At 64.9% G+C, this 14,935-nt stretch carries 11 protein-coding genes; 6 read left to right on the top strand and 5 right to left on the bottom strand.

The features are described 5' to 3' along the window. On the top strand, positions 1–506 hold a 506-nt coding region (locus tag JOY90_RS03265), incomplete at its 5' end, for an NAD-binding protein (RefSeq protein ID WP_291689733.1). Positions 507–702: 196 nt separating this feature from the next. Here the strand turns inward: JOY90_RS03265 and JOY90_RS03260 are convergent. The 3 genes from JOY90_RS03260 to metF all read right to left on the bottom strand — a co-directional run bounded on the left by JOY90_RS03260 (position 703) and on the right by metF (position 6,413). Continuing rightward, positions 703–1,452, bottom strand: a complete 750-nt coding sequence (locus JOY90_RS03260) for a DUF6683 family protein (RefSeq protein WP_291689732.1) — start codon at positions 1,450–1,452, stop codon at positions 703–705. A gap of 168 nt (positions 1,453–1,620) precedes the next feature. Next, entirely contained in the window at positions 1,621–5,511 is a 3,891-nt protein-coding gene (gene metH, locus JOY90_RS03255) for a methionine synthase (protein WP_291689731.1), read from the bottom strand. Beyond that, a complete protein-coding gene (metF, locus tag JOY90_RS03250) occupies positions 5,511–6,413 on the bottom strand; it encodes a methylenetetrahydrofolate reductase [NAD(P)H] (protein ID WP_291689730.1) in 903 nt (300 codons plus the stop codon). Before metF ends, metH begins: the two co-directional genes overlap by 1 nt. Positions 6,414–6,743: 330 nt before the next feature. Here metF and JOY90_RS03245 point away from each other — a divergent pair, with 330 nt between their 5' ends. Further along, positions 6,744–7,763 (top strand): LLM class flavin-dependent oxidoreductase, encoded by a 1,020-nt coding sequence (locus tag JOY90_RS03245; protein WP_291689729.1) that lies wholly within the window; start codon positions 6,744–6,746, stop codon positions 7,761–7,763. On the opposite strand, the gene JOY90_RS03240 is transcribed toward JOY90_RS03245, so the two are convergent. After that, a complete protein-coding gene (locus JOY90_RS03240) occupies positions 7,760–8,623 on the bottom strand; it encodes a prephenate dehydratase (RefSeq protein WP_291689728.1) in 864 nt (287 codons plus the stop codon). The two genes, JOY90_RS03245 and JOY90_RS03240, sit on opposite strands and share 4 nt — an antisense overlap. Positions 8,624–8,644: 21 nt before the next feature. Then, on the bottom strand, positions 8,645–9,391 hold the full coding sequence (locus JOY90_RS03235) for a 3-deoxy-manno-octulosonate cytidylyltransferase (RefSeq protein ID WP_291689727.1): 747 nt from the start codon (positions 9,389–9,391) through the stop codon (positions 8,645–8,647). Between the two features lie 181 nt (positions 9,392–9,572). Between JOY90_RS03235 and JOY90_RS03230 the strand changes: the two genes are divergently transcribed. The 4 genes from JOY90_RS03230 to JOY90_RS03215 all read left to right on the top strand — a co-directional run. Further along, complete coding sequence (locus JOY90_RS03230; RefSeq protein ID WP_291689726.1) at positions 9,573–10,124, top strand: cytochrome c family protein; 552 nt, start codon at positions 9,573–9,575, stop codon at positions 10,122–10,124. A gap of 202 nt (positions 10,125–10,326) precedes the next feature. Continuing rightward, on the top strand, positions 10,327–12,228 hold the full coding sequence (locus JOY90_RS03225) for an extracellular solute-binding protein (protein WP_291689725.1): 1,902 nt from the start codon (positions 10,327–10,329) through the stop codon (positions 12,226–12,228). Between the two features lie 131 nt (positions 12,229–12,359). Beyond that, a complete protein-coding gene (locus JOY90_RS03220; protein ID WP_291689724.1) occupies positions 12,360–14,120 on the top strand; it encodes an extracellular solute-binding protein in 1,761 nt (586 codons plus the stop codon). A 3-nt stretch (positions 14,121–14,123) separates the two neighbouring features. Continuing rightward, positions 14,124–14,935, top strand: an 812-nt coding sequence (locus JOY90_RS03215; protein WP_291689723.1) for an ABC transporter permease subunit, incomplete at its 3' end; no start/stop codon positions are given.

The following is a 14,935-nucleotide window of genomic DNA, read 5'->3' as shown; positions in this document are numbered from 1 at the left end:
GCACGCTGGCCGTGATGGTGTCCTGCCCGAAGGAGACCTTCGCCGAGATCGAGGGCATGCTGAAGGTGTTCGGCAAGGTGTTCCATTGCGGCGAGAAGCCGGGCCTGGCGCAGAGCCTCAAGCTCGCCAACAACCTGCTTGCGGCCGCGGCGCTCGCGGTGACGTCCGAGGCGATGGCGATGGGCGTGAAGGCCGGGCTTGATCCGAAGATCATGCTCGACGTCATCAACGTCAGCAGCGGCCGCAACACCGCGACCATGGATAAGTTTCCCCGCGCGGTGCTGCCGGGCACGTTCGATTTCGGCTTCGCGACCGCGCTGTCCTACAAGGACGTGCGGCTCTGCATCGACGAGGCCGAGGCGTTGGGCGTGCCGATGGTGGTCGGCGCCGCGGTGCGCCAGATGCTCGCGGTGACCCAGGCGCTGCACGGCCCGCAATCCGACTTCACCTCGATCGCGAAGGTCTTGGAGAGCTGGGCGGGTGTGGAGATTCGGAGCATGAAATAGCGCGTCGGGTGGGCCAAAGCGCGCAAGCGCCGTGCCCACCATCTCTCGGCATGGTGGCTGGAACGGTGGGCACGCTGCGCTTAGTTAGCCCACCTACCGAGCTGCGACCCTCCCAAAGCGAGGAAGGGAGGTGGCGCCGCTCCCCGCACCACCTCCCTCCACGGCGCCGCGTGCATCCGCGCGCGCCCCCCAACCGTCAAATCCGCTTGAAGCCTCGCTCGGTCAGGGTCGTCTGCGAAACATCGACCCCGTACTGGCGTGCGGCTTGAGCCGCGCTGTTGCGCACCTCCGCAAGCTGCGCGGTGTTGCCCGAGCGCTCGGCGCCGAGCTTGGCGGCATACATGAACAGCACCTGGTAGGCGATCGATTCCGCCATCGCCTGCCGCTGGTCGTTCGGCAGGCCGCGCAGCGTCGGATTGTCGCGCACGATGCTCCGCATCTGGTCATGCGCGCCACGGACCTGCGCCGCGCTGGCGTCGCGCCCGCTGGCGGTCTCCCAGCACACCGTGAGCAGCATCGCGATGTCGTCGGCGAAGTTGAGCCGTGAATAGCCGTAGGCGCCCATCAGATTATCGAAGTCGCGCAGGATGGCGTCGTCCGCCATCAGCTTCTCCCATTGCGGGCGCGAGTCCGGATTGCCCTTGCTTGCGAGATCGATCATCGAGGCCCGGATCTTCTCCGTGAGCTGCGGGTTGGGCGTATAGCTCAGGGCGGCATCGCGCGGCGCCTGCGCGCGTTGTGCGGCCCCATTCTGCTGCCGCGCGGCGCGCTGGCGCAATGCGTTCTGGCTGAGCGTCAGGTTGCCCTGGCTCAAAGCGATCGCGCCGAGACCCTGACCGAAGCTGGCGGTGGCGTGGCCGCTCCATTGCGCGTGAGCCGAAGAGCTGCACAACAGAGCGAACGCTGCCAGGGCGAGGCCGAGATCTCGGCGCGACGACTTGAGCATCAAACGGTCCCTACGTGACGCCACGGTCAGGTGCGAGCGCGACGGGGCCAAGCTTCAATCCGGTTGCGGCCGTTTTGGGTCGATTCTCGGGCCACCGTCAGAGAGACCGTGAGTGTTGTCGGCGCGCAACAAGGGAAGGTCGGCCGCTACTTGGCTCTATTTTCACGATTATTTGGCGCCGACCGCCTTTTTGCGCCAGGCGAGGTGCACCGCGCAGGTGCAGCCGGCAGGATGCGAAGCAAGGTCGTTGGCATTGGCGGCGGAAGGCGGCGCGGATGGCGCTGCCTGCGTTACCGTGCGCGCGGTGGCCGACTGATCCTGGGCCGGGATGTAGTTCAGGATCGGCGCGAGCCAGCGTTCGGTCTCGGCGAAGGTCATGCCCTTGCGCGCGGCATAGTCCTCGACCTGGTCGCGTTCGATCTTGCCGACGCCGAAATAGTAGCTGTCGGCATGGCTGAAATAGAGTCCCGACACCGACGAGCCCGGCCACATCGCGAAGTTCTCCGTGAGCTTGACGCCGGCCTGGCGCTCCGCGTCAAGCAACTTGAACAACGTCGCCTTCTCGGTGTGGTCGGGCTGCGCGGGATAGCCGGGCGCCGGACGAATGCCCTGATATTTCTCCAGGATCAGCTCCTGGTTGGAGAGCCGCTCGTCCGCCGCATAGCCCCAGAGCTCGCGGCGCACCCGTGCATGCATGCGCTCGGCAAAGGCCTCGGCGAGGCGGTCGGCCAGCGCCTTGCACAGGATCGAGGAATAGTCGTCATTGGCGAGCTTGAAGCGGTCGGCGATGGCGTCCTCGCCGATGCCAGCGGTGACCACGAAGCCGCCGACATAGTCGGGAATGCCCGAAGTGGCGGGCGCGATGAAATCGGAGAGCGCCGCGTTGAAGCGGCCCTCGCGCTTCTCGAGCTGCTGACGCAGGGTGTGCAGGGTGGCGATCTGCTTCGCTCGCATGTCATCCGCGTAGACCGCGATGTCGTCGCCTGTCGCATTAGCCGGCCAGAAGCCGATCACGGCGCGCGCGGTAAACCATTTTTCCTTGACGATGCGCTCGAGCATCGCCCGCGCGTCGTCGTAGAGCGCGCGTGCGGCCTCGCCGACCTTGGCATCGTCCAGGATCGCGGGAAAACGCCCGGCGAGCTCCCAGGTCTGGAAGAACGGCGTCCAGTCGATATAGGGCACGAGCTCGGCGAGGTCGTAGGCGTCGAAGCTCCGCGTGCCGAGGAACGACGGCTTCGTCGGTGGCGTCTTGGCGAAATCGATCTTCACGGCGTTGGCGCGGGCATCGGTGAGCTTCAGCCGCTTCTTGTCGGCCTGGGCGCGGAAATGCGCGTCGGAAATCTTTGCGTATTCGGCGCGCACCTCGGCGGCATAGGCCGCGCGGCGGTCGGGCGACAGCAGCGAGGAGGCGACGCCGACGGCGCGGCTCGCGTCATTGACGTGCACCACGGGCCCGCGTCGATAGTTCGGATCGATCTTGACCGCGGTGTGCACGCGGCTCGTGGTGGCGCCGCCGATCAACAGCGGCACACCGAGACCCTCGCGCTCCATCTCGGAGGCGAGGAACGCCATCTCGTCGAGCGAGGGCGTGATCAGGCCGGAGAGGCCGACGATGTCGGCGCGCTCCGCCTTCGCGGCCTCGATGATCTTCGTCGCCGGCACCATCACGCCGAGGTCGATGACCTCGAAATTGTTGCACTGAAGCACGATGCCCACGATGTTCTTGCCGATGTCGTGGACGTCGCCCTTGACGGTGGCGAGCACGATCTTGCCGGCGGAATGGCTGACCTCGCCGGCTTCGCCGCTCGCGGCATTCTTCGCCTTCTCCTCCTCCATGAACGGCATCAGATAGGCGACCGCCTGCTTCATCACGCGCGCGGACTTCACCACCTGCGGCAGGAACATCTTGCCGCTGCCGAAGAGATCGCCGACCACGTTCATGCCGGCCATCAGCGGTCCTTCGATCACGTCGAGCGGGCGCGAGGAGGCCTGGCGCGCGGTTTCGGTGTCCTGCTCGATGAATTGGGTGATGCCGTGGACCAGCGCGTGCGACAGGCGTTTCTCCACCGGCCATTCGCGCCAGGCGAGATCGGCCTCCTTGGTCTGCTTCTCCTTGCCACGGAACTTTTCCGCGAGCGCCAACAGCCGCTCGCCGGCGGCAGGGTCGCGGTTGAGAACCACGTCCTCGCACACCTGGCGCAGCGCCGGATCGATGTCGTCATAGACGATCATCTGCCCGGCATTGACGATGCCCATGTCCATGCCGGCCTGGATGGCATGATAGAGGAACACCGAGTGCATCGCCTCGCGCACCGGCTCGTTGCCGCGGAACGAGAACGAGAGATTGGAGACGCCGCCGGAGACGTGGGCGCCGGGCAGGTTCGTCCTGATCCAGCGCGTGGCCTCGATGAAATCGACGCCGTAATTGTTGTGCTCCTCGATGCCGGTGGCGATGGCGAAGATGTTCGGATCGAAGATGATGTCCTCTGGTGGGAAATCGATTTCCTTCACCAGGAGGTCGTAGGCGCGTTTGCAGATCTCGGTCTTGCGCGCAAAGGTGTCGGCCTGGCCCTTCTCGTCGAACGCCATCACCACCACCGCGGCGCCGTGACGCTTGGCGATCATCGCCTCGTGCAGGAATTTCGCCTCGCCTTCCTTCATCGAGATCGAGTTGACGATCGGCTTGCCCTGGACGCATTTGAGGCCGGAGTCGATCACCGTGAATTTCGAGGAGTCGATCATCACGGGTACGCGGGCGATGTCGGGCTCGGCGGCGACGAGATTGAGGAAGGTCCGCATCGCGGCTTCCGAATCCAGCAGGCCCTCGTCCATGTTGACGTCGATCACCTGCGCGCCGTTGTTGACCTGGTCGCGGGCGACCTGGAGCGCCGCGGCATAGTCGCCCGCCGTGATCAATTTGCGGAAGCGCGCCGAGCCCGTGACATTGGTGCGCTCGCCGACATTGACGAAAGGGATTTGCGGGGTCAGCTCGAACGGTTCGAGCCCGGAGAGCCGCAGCCGCGGCTCGATCGCGGGCACGGCGCGCGGCCTGTGCGGCGCGACCGCGGCCGCGATGGCGGCGATATGATCCGGCGTTGTGCCGCAGCAGCCACCGACGACGTTGACGAGGCCGTCGCGCGCGAAGTCGCCGATCAGGCGAGCCATGTAGTCCGGGCTCTCGTCATATTGGCCGAATTCATTGGGCAGGCCGGCATTGGGATAGGCGCAGACCAGCGTGTCGGCGATGCGGCTGATGTCGGCGACATGGGCGCGAAGATCCTCGGCGCCGAGTGCGCAGTTGAAGCCTATCGTGACAGGCTTCGCATGTTTCACGGAGTTCCAGAAAGCCTCCGGGAGCTGGCCCGACAGCAGGCGGCCGGATTTGTCGGTGATGGTGCCCGAGATCATCACGGGCACGTCGATGCCGCGTTCCTCGCAGATCTCGCTGATCGCATAGAGCGCGGCCTTGGCGTTCAGCGTGTCGAAGATGGTCTCGACCAGAAGCAGGTCGGCGCCGCCGTCGAGCAGGCCTCTGGCCTGCTCGCCATAGGCCTGCCGAAGGTCGTCGAAGGTCACCGCGCGGTAGCCGGGATTGGCGACGTCGGGCGAGATCGAGGCGGTGCGGTTGGTGGGGCCGATGGCACCTGCGACGAAGCGCGGCTTGCCGTCCTCGGTCGCGACGCGTTCCGCGGCTTTGCGCGCCAGGACCGCGCCCTCGCGGTTCATTTCGTAGACGACGTCCGCAAGGTCGTAATCGGCCTGGGCGATCGAGGTCGAGGAGAAGGTGTTGGTGGCGACGATGTCAGCGCCGGCGCGCAGATAGGCGGCGTGGATGTCCTCGATTGCTTGTGGCTGGGTCAGGATCAGGAGATCGTTGTTGCCGCGGAGGTCGCGGTGGAAGTTCGCAAAGCGCGCGCCACGAAAGGCGGCCTCATCGAATTGCAGCGCCTGGATCATCGTGCCCATGGCGCCGTCGAGCACGAGGATGCGCGTCTGCGCGGCGGCCAGCAGGGCGGTACGCTTGGGAGAGACTTGCACCGAAGAGACTTGCACGGACATCAGGCGGCTTTCTGGGCGTCCCGGGGGCGAATGCCGAGCAGATGGCAGATCGCGAACACCAGGTCGGCGCGGTTCATGGTGTAGAAATGGAAGGTGTCGACGCCATGCTTGGCGAGCTTCTGCACCTGGCCGGCCGCTACCGTGGCAGCCACCAGCTTGCGGGTCTCGATGTCGTCGTCGAGCCCCTCGAACTTCTCGGCGAACCAGGCCGGCACGGTGGTGCCGGCACGGGTGACGAAGTTGCGCGCCTGCTTGAAATTGTGCATCGGCATGACGCCCGGCACGACCGGGATCTCGATGCCGCGGGCGCGGACCCGGTCGAGGTAACGGAAATAGAGGTCGTTGTCGAAGAAGACCTGGGTGATGGCGCGGCTCGCGCCGGCATCGACCTTGGCCTTCAGTGTATCGATGTCGGCATCGAAATCGCACGCTTCGGGATGCTTCTCTGGATAGGCCGATACCGACACCTCGATATCGGGATGGCGCTTCTTGATGCCGGCGACGAGCGCGGGCGAAGTCTGGTAGCCGTCGGGATGAGCAACGAACGGCGTGCCGATGCCGCTCGCGGGGTCGCCGCGCAGCGCGACGATGTGACGGACGCCGACCTCATGGTAGCGGTCGACGATCTCGTCGATCTCGCCGCCGGCGGCGCCGACGCAGGTCAGGTGCGCGGCCGGCAGCAGATCGGTCTCTTTGAGGATGCGGGCGATGGTGGCATGCGTGCGCTCCCGGGTCGAGCCGCCCGCGCCATAGGTGACGGAGACGAATTTGGGTGCCAGTGGCGCCAGCCGTTTGATGGTCTCCCACAGGTTCTTCTCCATTTCGGCCGTCTTGGGCGGGAAGAACTCGAACGAGATCGCCGGCGGCGCGTGGTATCCATTGGCTAGCGTCACCTCGGTCATGGCACCACGGTCTCCGGGCTGTCGGGAAAGGCATCGGGCTTGGTGCCCTACTAAGCGCTCAAGACGCTAAAATAGGGCAAACAGGCTCCGGCAAACAGCCCACTTATGATGGGAAATTGCCCAATTGATGTAGTATGGCGCCGACTCGTGGTCGATTTGTGCCAAGAGTGGGCAACATGGATCAACATAATCTCGTAAAAAGTCGATGGGCAGATGGATCAGCGTGTTAGCTCGCTATGATTTGTCCCACCGCAAAGCCGTTCCATTACGCATGCCCGGCTACCTCTGGCCGCCCATTGTCCGCCCCTTCGCGGGCACTAGGTTAAGTGCATGATCCCGCTCTCCGTCCTCGACCTCTCGGTGGTGACCACGGCAACCCGCCCCGCCGCGGCGCTGCGCAACAGCATCGATCTGGCGCGCCATGTCGATCAGCTCGGCTATGTCCGCTACTGGCTGGCCGAGCACCACAATCTCGCCTCGGTCGCGAGTCCCGCACCGGACGTGATGATCGGCCAGATCGCCGCGGCGACCAGCCATCTGCGCGTCGGTTCCGGCGGCGTGATGCTGCCCAACCACGCCCCGCTGGTGGTCGCCGAGCGCTTCAAGATGCTGGAGGCGCTGTTTCCCGGCCGCATCGATTTGGGCCTTGGCCGCGCGCCGGGCACCGATGGCGCCACTGCCTACGCTTTGCGCAGCCGGCTCGACCGTCGCGAGGGCGACGACTTCCTGGAACGGCTGCATGAACTGACGCTGTGGGAGACCCGGGATTTCCCGCCTGGCCACCCCTACAACAACGTGGTGGCGATGCCCGACGACACGCCGCTGCCCCCGATCTGGCTGCTCGGCTCCAGCGACTACAGTTCGGAACTCGCCGCCCAGGTCGGGATGGGCTTTGCGTTCGCGCACCATTTCGCGGCCCATGACGCGGTCGACGCCATGACGAACTACCGCATGCATTTCAAACCGTCCGGCTGGCGTACCACGCCGCACGCCATCCTCGCGGTTGCAGTGGTGACGGCCGAAACCGATGCCGAGGCTGAGCGGCTGGCGTCGTCGATGGACCTGAACCGGCTGCGGCGCGACCGCGGGCAATATTCGCCATTGCCGAGCCCGGAGGAGGCCATGGCCTATCCCTACACCGATGCCGAGCGGGCGTCGATCAAGCGCAACCGTTCGCGGCTGTTCGTGGGCAGCCCGGCGACCGTGCGCGAGAAACTGCAGCCGATGATCGCGGCGAGCGAAGCGGACGAGCTGATGATCATCACCGCAGTCTATGACCACGAGGCGCGCAAGAAGTCCTACAGCCTGCTCGCGGAAGCGTTCGGGCTCTCCGAGCGGAAGGCCGCCTAACCATCCATCTTCTCGCTGAAGGTCGCGCGGAAAGGGTGACCGGGATAGACGCCGACGATGCGGAATTCGCGCGAGAAGAACTTCAATTCCTCCAGCGCGAAGGCGAGCCCTTTGTCGTTGGGGTGGCCGTCCACATCGGCATAGAACTGGGTGGCGAAGAAATTGCCGTCGACCATGTAGCTTTCGAGCTTGGTCATGTTGACGCCGTTGGTGGCGAAGCCGCCCAGCGCCTTGTAGAGCGCGGCGGGGAGGTTGCGTACCCGGAATACAAAGGTGGTCACCAGCGGTCCCGAAGCCGCCTCGGCCCACTTCTCCTGCCGCGCCAGCACGACGAAGCGCGTGGTATTGTGCGCCTCGTCCTCGACGTCCTCGGCGAGGATATCGAGGCCATAGATCTCGGCCGCAAGGCGGGAGGCGATCGCGGCCACGCTCTTGTCCCTGCGCGCGGCGATGTCGCGGGCGCTGCCGGCGGTATCGGCCGCGACGATCGGCCTGATGCCGAGCTTGCGGATGATGCGCCGGCACTGCCCGAGCGCATGGACGTGGCTCTCCACGCTCCTGATGTCGGCAAGCTCGGTGCCGCGCACCGCCATCAATTGGTGGCGGACTGGCAAGAACCATTCACCGACGATGAACAGGCCGGAGGCCGGCAACAAATGATGGATGTCGGCGACCCGGCCGGCGACCGAATTCTCGATCGGGATCATGCCGAGATCGGCCTCGCCGGAGGAGATCGCGCCGAGGGCGTCCTCGAAGGTCGCATGGGGCACGGCCTCGGCGGCGGGATAGGCCTCGGAGATGGCGATGTGGGAGTTGGCGCCCGGCTCGCCCTGGAAGGCGATTTTCACGATCTTGCTCATGGCGCGCCTTGTAGCAGGGGCCTAGGTTTTCGCCAGTGCCAGGATCCGCCGCGCGGTCTCGAGGTCGGCCGGGGTGTCGACGCCGCGCGGCACCGTATCCACGATGGTGATGTCGATCCGCATGCCGGCCTCGAGCGCCCGCAACTGCTCGAGATTCTCCTGGCGCTCGAGCGGCGAGCGCGGCAGGCTCACGAAGCGCTCCAGCGCCGCGCGGCGGTAGGCATAGACGCCGATATGGTGGTAGCGCGGCCCGTCGCCATGGGGCGCCGTGGCGCGGGTGAAATACAGCGCCCGCAGCCGCCGCTCTCCGATCGGCGAGCCGACCGCCTTCACCACGCTGGGCGCGGTGTCCTCCTCCACGGTGTGGATCGGGGCGGCAAGGGTGGCGATATCGACCGCGGGATCGTCGAGCGGTCCCAGCACGTCCCGCAGGTTCTGCAGCGAAATGGTCGGAAAGTCGCCTTGCAGGTTAATCACGATCTCGGCCGCTTGCCCCCCATCGAGCTTCTGCATGGCTTCGAAGATCCGGTCCGAGCCGGATGGATGGTCCGCGCTGGTCATCACGGCCTCGCCGCCATGCGCGGTCACGGCGGCGGCGATTTCCGCCGTATCGGTCGCGACCGCGACGCGGCCGATCCCTGCCTGCTGCGCCTGGCGCAGCACATGAACGATCATCGGCAGCCCGGCGATGTCCTTCAGCGGCTTGCCGGGCAGGCGGGTGGAGGCCATGCGGGCCGGAATGAGCACGAGGTTGCGGGTTGCGGTCATCGGGAATGAACGGGGGTTTGTCCAACGCGGGCCTGCTTATACGGGTTGCCAGAGCAGGGGCAAACCGATATCTCCTCAGCCGCTTGGGGGCGGCGCGGAAGCCCGATTCCCGAGCCACATAATTCGCGCCGCGGCCTCGCGGCTCTTGACGTCGACTTTTCGGCCCGGAGCCTGATCCACAATGGACTCCTTTGAACTTAACAAGATTATCGGTGCCGTTCTGGCCTCCTGCCTCGTTCTGCTGGTGACGAGTTTCACCGCCAACGCGCTGTTTGCTCCGAAGCTGCCGCAGAAGCCGGGCTTTGCGATCGAGGCGAAGGAAACGACCGAGGGTGGTGCCAAGGAGGCCGGGCCCGAGAAGGCCGAGCCGATCGAGAAGCTGTTGCAGACGGCCTCTGCCGAGAAGGGCCAGGCGGCCGCCAAGGTCTGCCAGACCTGCCACACCTTCGAGAAGGGCGGCGCCAACCGCGTCGGTCCCAATCTCTATGGCATCGTCGGCGACCACAAGGGCGAGGGCCGCGGCGGTTTCAACTTCTCGGCGGCGATGAAAGCCAAGGGTGGAACCTGGTCGATCGACGATCTGAATCAGTTCATTGCCAATCCGAAGGGTTTCGTTCCAGGCACGGCGATGGGTTTCGCCGGCATCCAGAAGGACAGCCAGCGTGCGGACGTTCTGGCCTATCTCAATTCGCTGTCGGACAGCCCGGCGCCGCTGCCGACGGCGGCAAAATAACTGTTTCGAGTTTTTCGTAATCATGGGGGGCGGCCAGGTCTCAACTTGGCCGTCCTTTTCGTTTCAAGTCTCGCGGGGTTGTTATCGTGACGTTTCGCCGCAGAGTGGCATGATAACATGAGGAAAAAGCAACCTGAACGGCCGAGTCCGCTGCCTTATAATAGGCGCTGAAGAGCGCATTACCTTCGAAGGGAAACCTCCTTTGGCATTCACCCGACGACAGCTTCTGCACACGGGCGCCATCGCCGCACTCTCCCCGCAATTCGGCCGACTGGCAGGCGTCCCTATGGTCACGCCAGCCAGCGCGCAAGCTGCAGCCCCCGACCTGCAATGGCATCATGCGCTGTCGTTGTTCGGCGACGTCAAGTATCCCGCCGACTTCAAGCGCTTCGACTACGTCAATCCGGACGCGCCGAAAGGCGGCACGGTGCGGCGCTACGACACCGGCTCTTTCGACAATTTCAACATCGTCGTGGCCGGGCTGAAGGGATCCATCGCCGAGGGTGTCGGCCTGGTTTTCGAGAACCTGACGGTCCGGTCTCAGGATGAGACCGTGACGGCCTACGGCCAACTCGCGGAAGCCGTCGCCTATCCAGAGGACCGCTCCTACGTGATCTATCGATTGCGGGCCGAGGCGCGCTGGCACGACGGCAAGCCGGTCTCGGCCGATGACGTGATTTTCTCGTTTGACGCGCTGAAGACCAACAGTCCGATGTACAGCGCCTACTATCGGCACATCGTCAAGTGCGAGCAGGTCGGCGACCGCGATGTCAAATTCACCTTCGACGCGCCCGGCAACCGCGAACTGCCGACGATCGCCGGCGAGGTCACCGTGCTGCCGAAACATTGGTGGGAAGGCACTGATGCCCAGGGCAGGAAGCGCGATATCAGCGCAACCTCGCTCGAAATTCCGTTGGGATCGGGGCCCTATCGCGTCAAGCAGTTCGAGGCCGGCCGCTCGCTGGTGCTCGAGCGGGTCAAGGATCACTGGGGCAAGGACCTGCCTTCCTATGTCGGCCAGAACAACTTCGACGAGATCCGCTATGATTACTTTCGCGACGACACGGTCGGCCGCGAAGCCTTCAAGGGAGATCAGGTCGACTGGTTCGCCGAGCGCAGCGCCAAGGAATGGGCAACGGCCTATGATTTTCCGGCGGTCCGGGACAAGCGGGTCATCAAGGACAAGTTCCAGATGCGAAGCGTCGGGCGAATGCAGGGGTTCGTCCTTAATTTGCGGCGGCCGATGTTCAGCGACGTGCGGCTGCGCAGGGCCTTCAACTACGCCTATGATTTCGAGGAGATGAACCGGCAGCTTTCCTTCGGCGAGTACACCAGGGACAACAGCTATTTCGACGGCATCCCCGATTTCATGGCGACCGGTCTGCCGCAAGGCCTGGAGCTCGAGATGCTGGAAGCGCTTCGCGACAAGGTGCCCCCCGAGGTCTTCACCACGCCATACCAGAATCCGGTCAACGGCAATGCGGAGAATGTACGCAACAATCTGCGGGAGGCGACGCGGCTCCTGAAGGAGGCCGGCTTCGACGTCAAGGACCGCAAGCTGCTCGATCCCAAGGGGCAGCCGGTCAGCATCGAGATTCTCGGCCGCGACCCGGCCGACGAGCGGATCGCGCTGTTCTACAAGCCCAATCTGGAGCGGCTCGGCGTCACCGTCAGCATCCGAATCGTCGACGATGCGCAATATCAGCAGCGGCTGCGCAATTTCGACTTCGATCTCACCACGACGGTGTGGGCGCAGTCGCTGTCGCCGGGCAATGAGCAGCGCGATTTCTTCGGCTCGGCGGCGGCGGATCGGCCGGGCAGCCAGAATCTTCCGGGGATCAAGAACCCCGCCGTCGATGCCCTGATCGACCACATCATCTTCGCCAAGGACCGCGCCGAGCTGGTTGCTGCCTGCAAGGCGATGGATCGGGTGCTGTTGTGGAATTTCTACGTGGTGCCGCAATTCACCTATGCCTTCGAGCGCGCCGCGCGCTGGGACCGCTTCGGTCATCCGGATCCGTTGCCGGCCTATGGCCAGTCCGGCTTCCCGACGGTGTGGTGGTGGGATGCCGAGAAGGCCGCCAAAACGGGTGGACGCTCTTGAGAAGGACCTCCAGCAGACCCCGCCTGTCGCGCCGAGGCGTGCTCGGTCTTGGTATTGTCGCGTTTGCCGCGCCATGGATTCGTTCAGCATACGCTGCCGCACCGGCCGAGGGCGGCACCGAGGCGCACGGCATGTCCGTGTTCGGCGACCTGAAATACCCCGCCGACTTCTCCCATTTCGACTACGTCAACGTCGACGCGCCGAAGGGTGGCCTGTTCTCGCTGATCCCCTCGGTCCGCGCCTTCAATCAGTCCTTCTACACCTTCAATTCGTTCAACGCCTACGTCCTGAAGGGCGAGGGTGCGCAGGGCATGGACATGACCTTCGCGTCGTTGATGGTGCGCGCGGGCGACGAGCCGGATGCGATGTACGGCCTCGCCGCGAAGTCGGTGCAGATCTCGGCCGACAAGCTGACCTATCGTTTCACCATGCGGCCGGAAGCGAAGTTTCACGACGGCTCGAAGCTGACGGCGCCGGACGCCGCCTTCTCGATCACGACCTTGAAGGAGAAGGGGCATCCGCTGATCATCGTGCAGATGCGGGACATGGTGAAGGCGGAGGCCGTCGACGACGCGACGCTCGTCGTCACCTTCGCGCCGAACCGCGCGCGCGACGTGCCGCTCTTCGTCGCGGGCCTGCCGATCTTCTCCAAGGCCTATTATGCGACGCGGTCGTTCGAGGAATCGACGCTGGACGCGCCGCTCGGATCGGGCCCGTACAAGGTCGGGAAATTCGAGGTCAACCGCTTCGTCGAGTTCGACCGCGTCAAGGATTGGTGGGCGGCTGATCTCGCAGTCAACCGCGGCAGCTACAATTTCGATACGGTGCGCTACGAATTCTATCGCGACCGCGACGTGGCCTTCGAGGGCTTCACCGGCAAGAACTACCTGTTCCGCGAGGAGTTCACCGCGCGGGTGTGGGCGACCCGCTACGATTTTCCGGCCATCAAGGATGGCCGCGTCAAGCGCGAGACCCTGCCTGACGAGACGCCTTCGGGCGGCCAAGGCTGGTTCATGAACACGCGGCGGGACAAGTTCAAGGATCCGCGCGTGCGCGAAGCGCTGGTCTACGCCTTCGACTTCGAATGGACCAACAAGAACGTCATGTACGGCGCCTATGCGCGCTCGGTGTCGACGTTCCAGAATTCGGACATGGTGGCGAGCGGTCCGCCCTCGCCGGAAGAGCTGAAACTGCTCGAGCCGTTCCGCGGCCAGGTGCCGGACGAGGTGTTCGGACCGCCCTTCGTGCCGCCGGTCTCGGACGGTTCCGGACAGGATCGCGCGCTGCTCCGCAAGGCCGCGCAGTTCTTGCAGGAGGCCGGTCTTCCGATCAAGGACGGCAAGCGGCTGTTGCCGAACGGCGAGGTGTTCGCCTTCGAGTTCCTGCTCGATGAGCCCTCGTTCCAGCCGCACCATGCGAGCCTCGTCAAGAATCTCGCGCTGCTCGGCATCGACGCCAGCATCCGCCTGGTCGACGCGGTGCAGTATCGCGCCCGGGTCGAGGATTTCGATTTCGACGTTACGGTTCAGCGCATCTCGATGTCGCCGACCCCCGGCGACAGCCTGCGCCCCTATTTCTCGTCGCAGGCCGCTGCCACCAAGGGGTCCTACAATCTCGCCGGCGTCGCCAATCCCGCGATCGACGCCCTGGTCGACCGGGCGATTGCCGCAGAGACCCGGACCGATCTGACCGTCGCATGTCGTGCACTGGACCGCGTGTTCCGTGCCGGGCGTTACTGGATACCGCAATGGTATCGCTCCACACACCCCATTGCCTATTGGGACGAATTCAGCCATCCGGACAAGCTACCGCGTTATGCCCAAGGTGTCGGCGCGCCTGAGAACTGGTGGTACGACGCCGCCAAGGCCGCCAAGCTGGAGCAGGCGAAGTAGTTCATGAGCGCCTATATCGCCCGCCGCATCCTCCTGATGATTCCGACCCTGCTCGGAATCCTCTTCGTCTCCTTCGTGGTCGTGCAGTTCGCGCCGGGGGGACCGGTGGAGCGCGTGATCGCCCAGCTCACGGGCGCCGACACCGGCGGCACCTCGCGCATCTCCGGCGGGCAGGGCGATTTCGGCGCGCGCGCGCCCGGCCAGCTCGGCGCCGGCGCCGCCAACTCGAAATATCGCGGCGCGCAGGGGCTCGATCCGGATTTCATCAAGAAATTGGAGAAACAGTTCGGCTTCGACAAGCCGGCGCCGGAGCGCTTCGCGCTGATGGTGTGGAATTTCGCCCGGTTCGATTTCGGTCGCAGCTATTTCCGCGACATCAGCGTGATCGACCTGATCAAGGAGAAGCTGCCGGTCTCGATCTCGCTCGGTCTCTGGATGACGATCCTGACCTACCTGATCTCGATTCCGCTCGGCGTGCGCAAGGCGGTGAAGGACGGCACGCGGTTCGACACCTGGACATCCGCGGTCATCATCATCGGCTTCGCGATTCCCGGCTTCCTGTTCGCGATCCTCCTGATCATCCTGTTCGCCGGCGGGTCGTTCCTCAACATTTTCCCCTTGCGCGGCCTGACCTCGGACGGATGGTCGCAATTCCCCTGGTACTGGAAGGTCATCGACTATTTTTGGCATCTCACGCTGCCGCTGATCTCGATGGCGCTGGGCGCATTTGCCACCATGACGTTGCTGACCAAGAACTCATTCCTCGACGAGATCCGCAAGCAATATGTCATGACCGCGCGCGCCAAGGGCTGCAG

It is taken from the genome of Bradyrhizobium sp. (assembly GCF_019242285.1).
In the GTDB taxonomy this organism is placed as follows: domain Bacteria; phylum Pseudomonadota; class Alphaproteobacteria; order Rhizobiales; family Xanthobacteraceae; genus Bradyrhizobium.
Note: the sequence above shows the minus strand (reverse complement) of the source record. Positions and strands in the feature narration are given on the sequence as shown.

Coding starts and splice junctions, on each gene's coding strand:
- JOY90_RS03230 (WP_291689726.1), top strand. CDS start 9,573: ATGGACTCCTTTGAACTTAACAAGATTATCGGTGCCGTTCTGGCCTCC.
- JOY90_RS03245 (WP_291689729.1), top strand. CDS start 6,744: ATGATCCCGCTCTCCGTCCTCGACCTCTCGGTGGTGACCACGGCAACC.
- JOY90_RS03220 (WP_291689724.1), top strand. CDS start 12,360: ATGTCCGTGTTCGGCGACCTGAAATACCCCGCCGACTTCTCCCATTTC.
- metH (WP_291689731.1), bottom strand. CDS start 5,511: ATGTCCGTGCAAGTCTCTTCGGTGCAAGTCTCTCCCAAGCGTACCGCC.
- metF (WP_291689730.1), bottom strand. CDS start 6,413: ATGACCGAGGTGACGCTAGCCAATGGATACCACGCGCCGCCGGCGATC.
- JOY90_RS03260 (WP_291689732.1), bottom strand. CDS start 1,452: ATGCTCAAGTCGTCGCGCCGAGATCTCGGCCTCGCCCTGGCAGCGTTC.
- JOY90_RS03240 (WP_291689728.1), bottom strand. CDS start 8,623: ATGAGCAAGATCGTGAAAATCGCCTTCCAGGGCGAGCCGGGCGCCAAC.
- JOY90_RS03235 (WP_291689727.1), bottom strand. CDS start 9,391: ATGACCGCAACCCGCAACCTCGTGCTCATTCCGGCCCGCATGGCCTCC.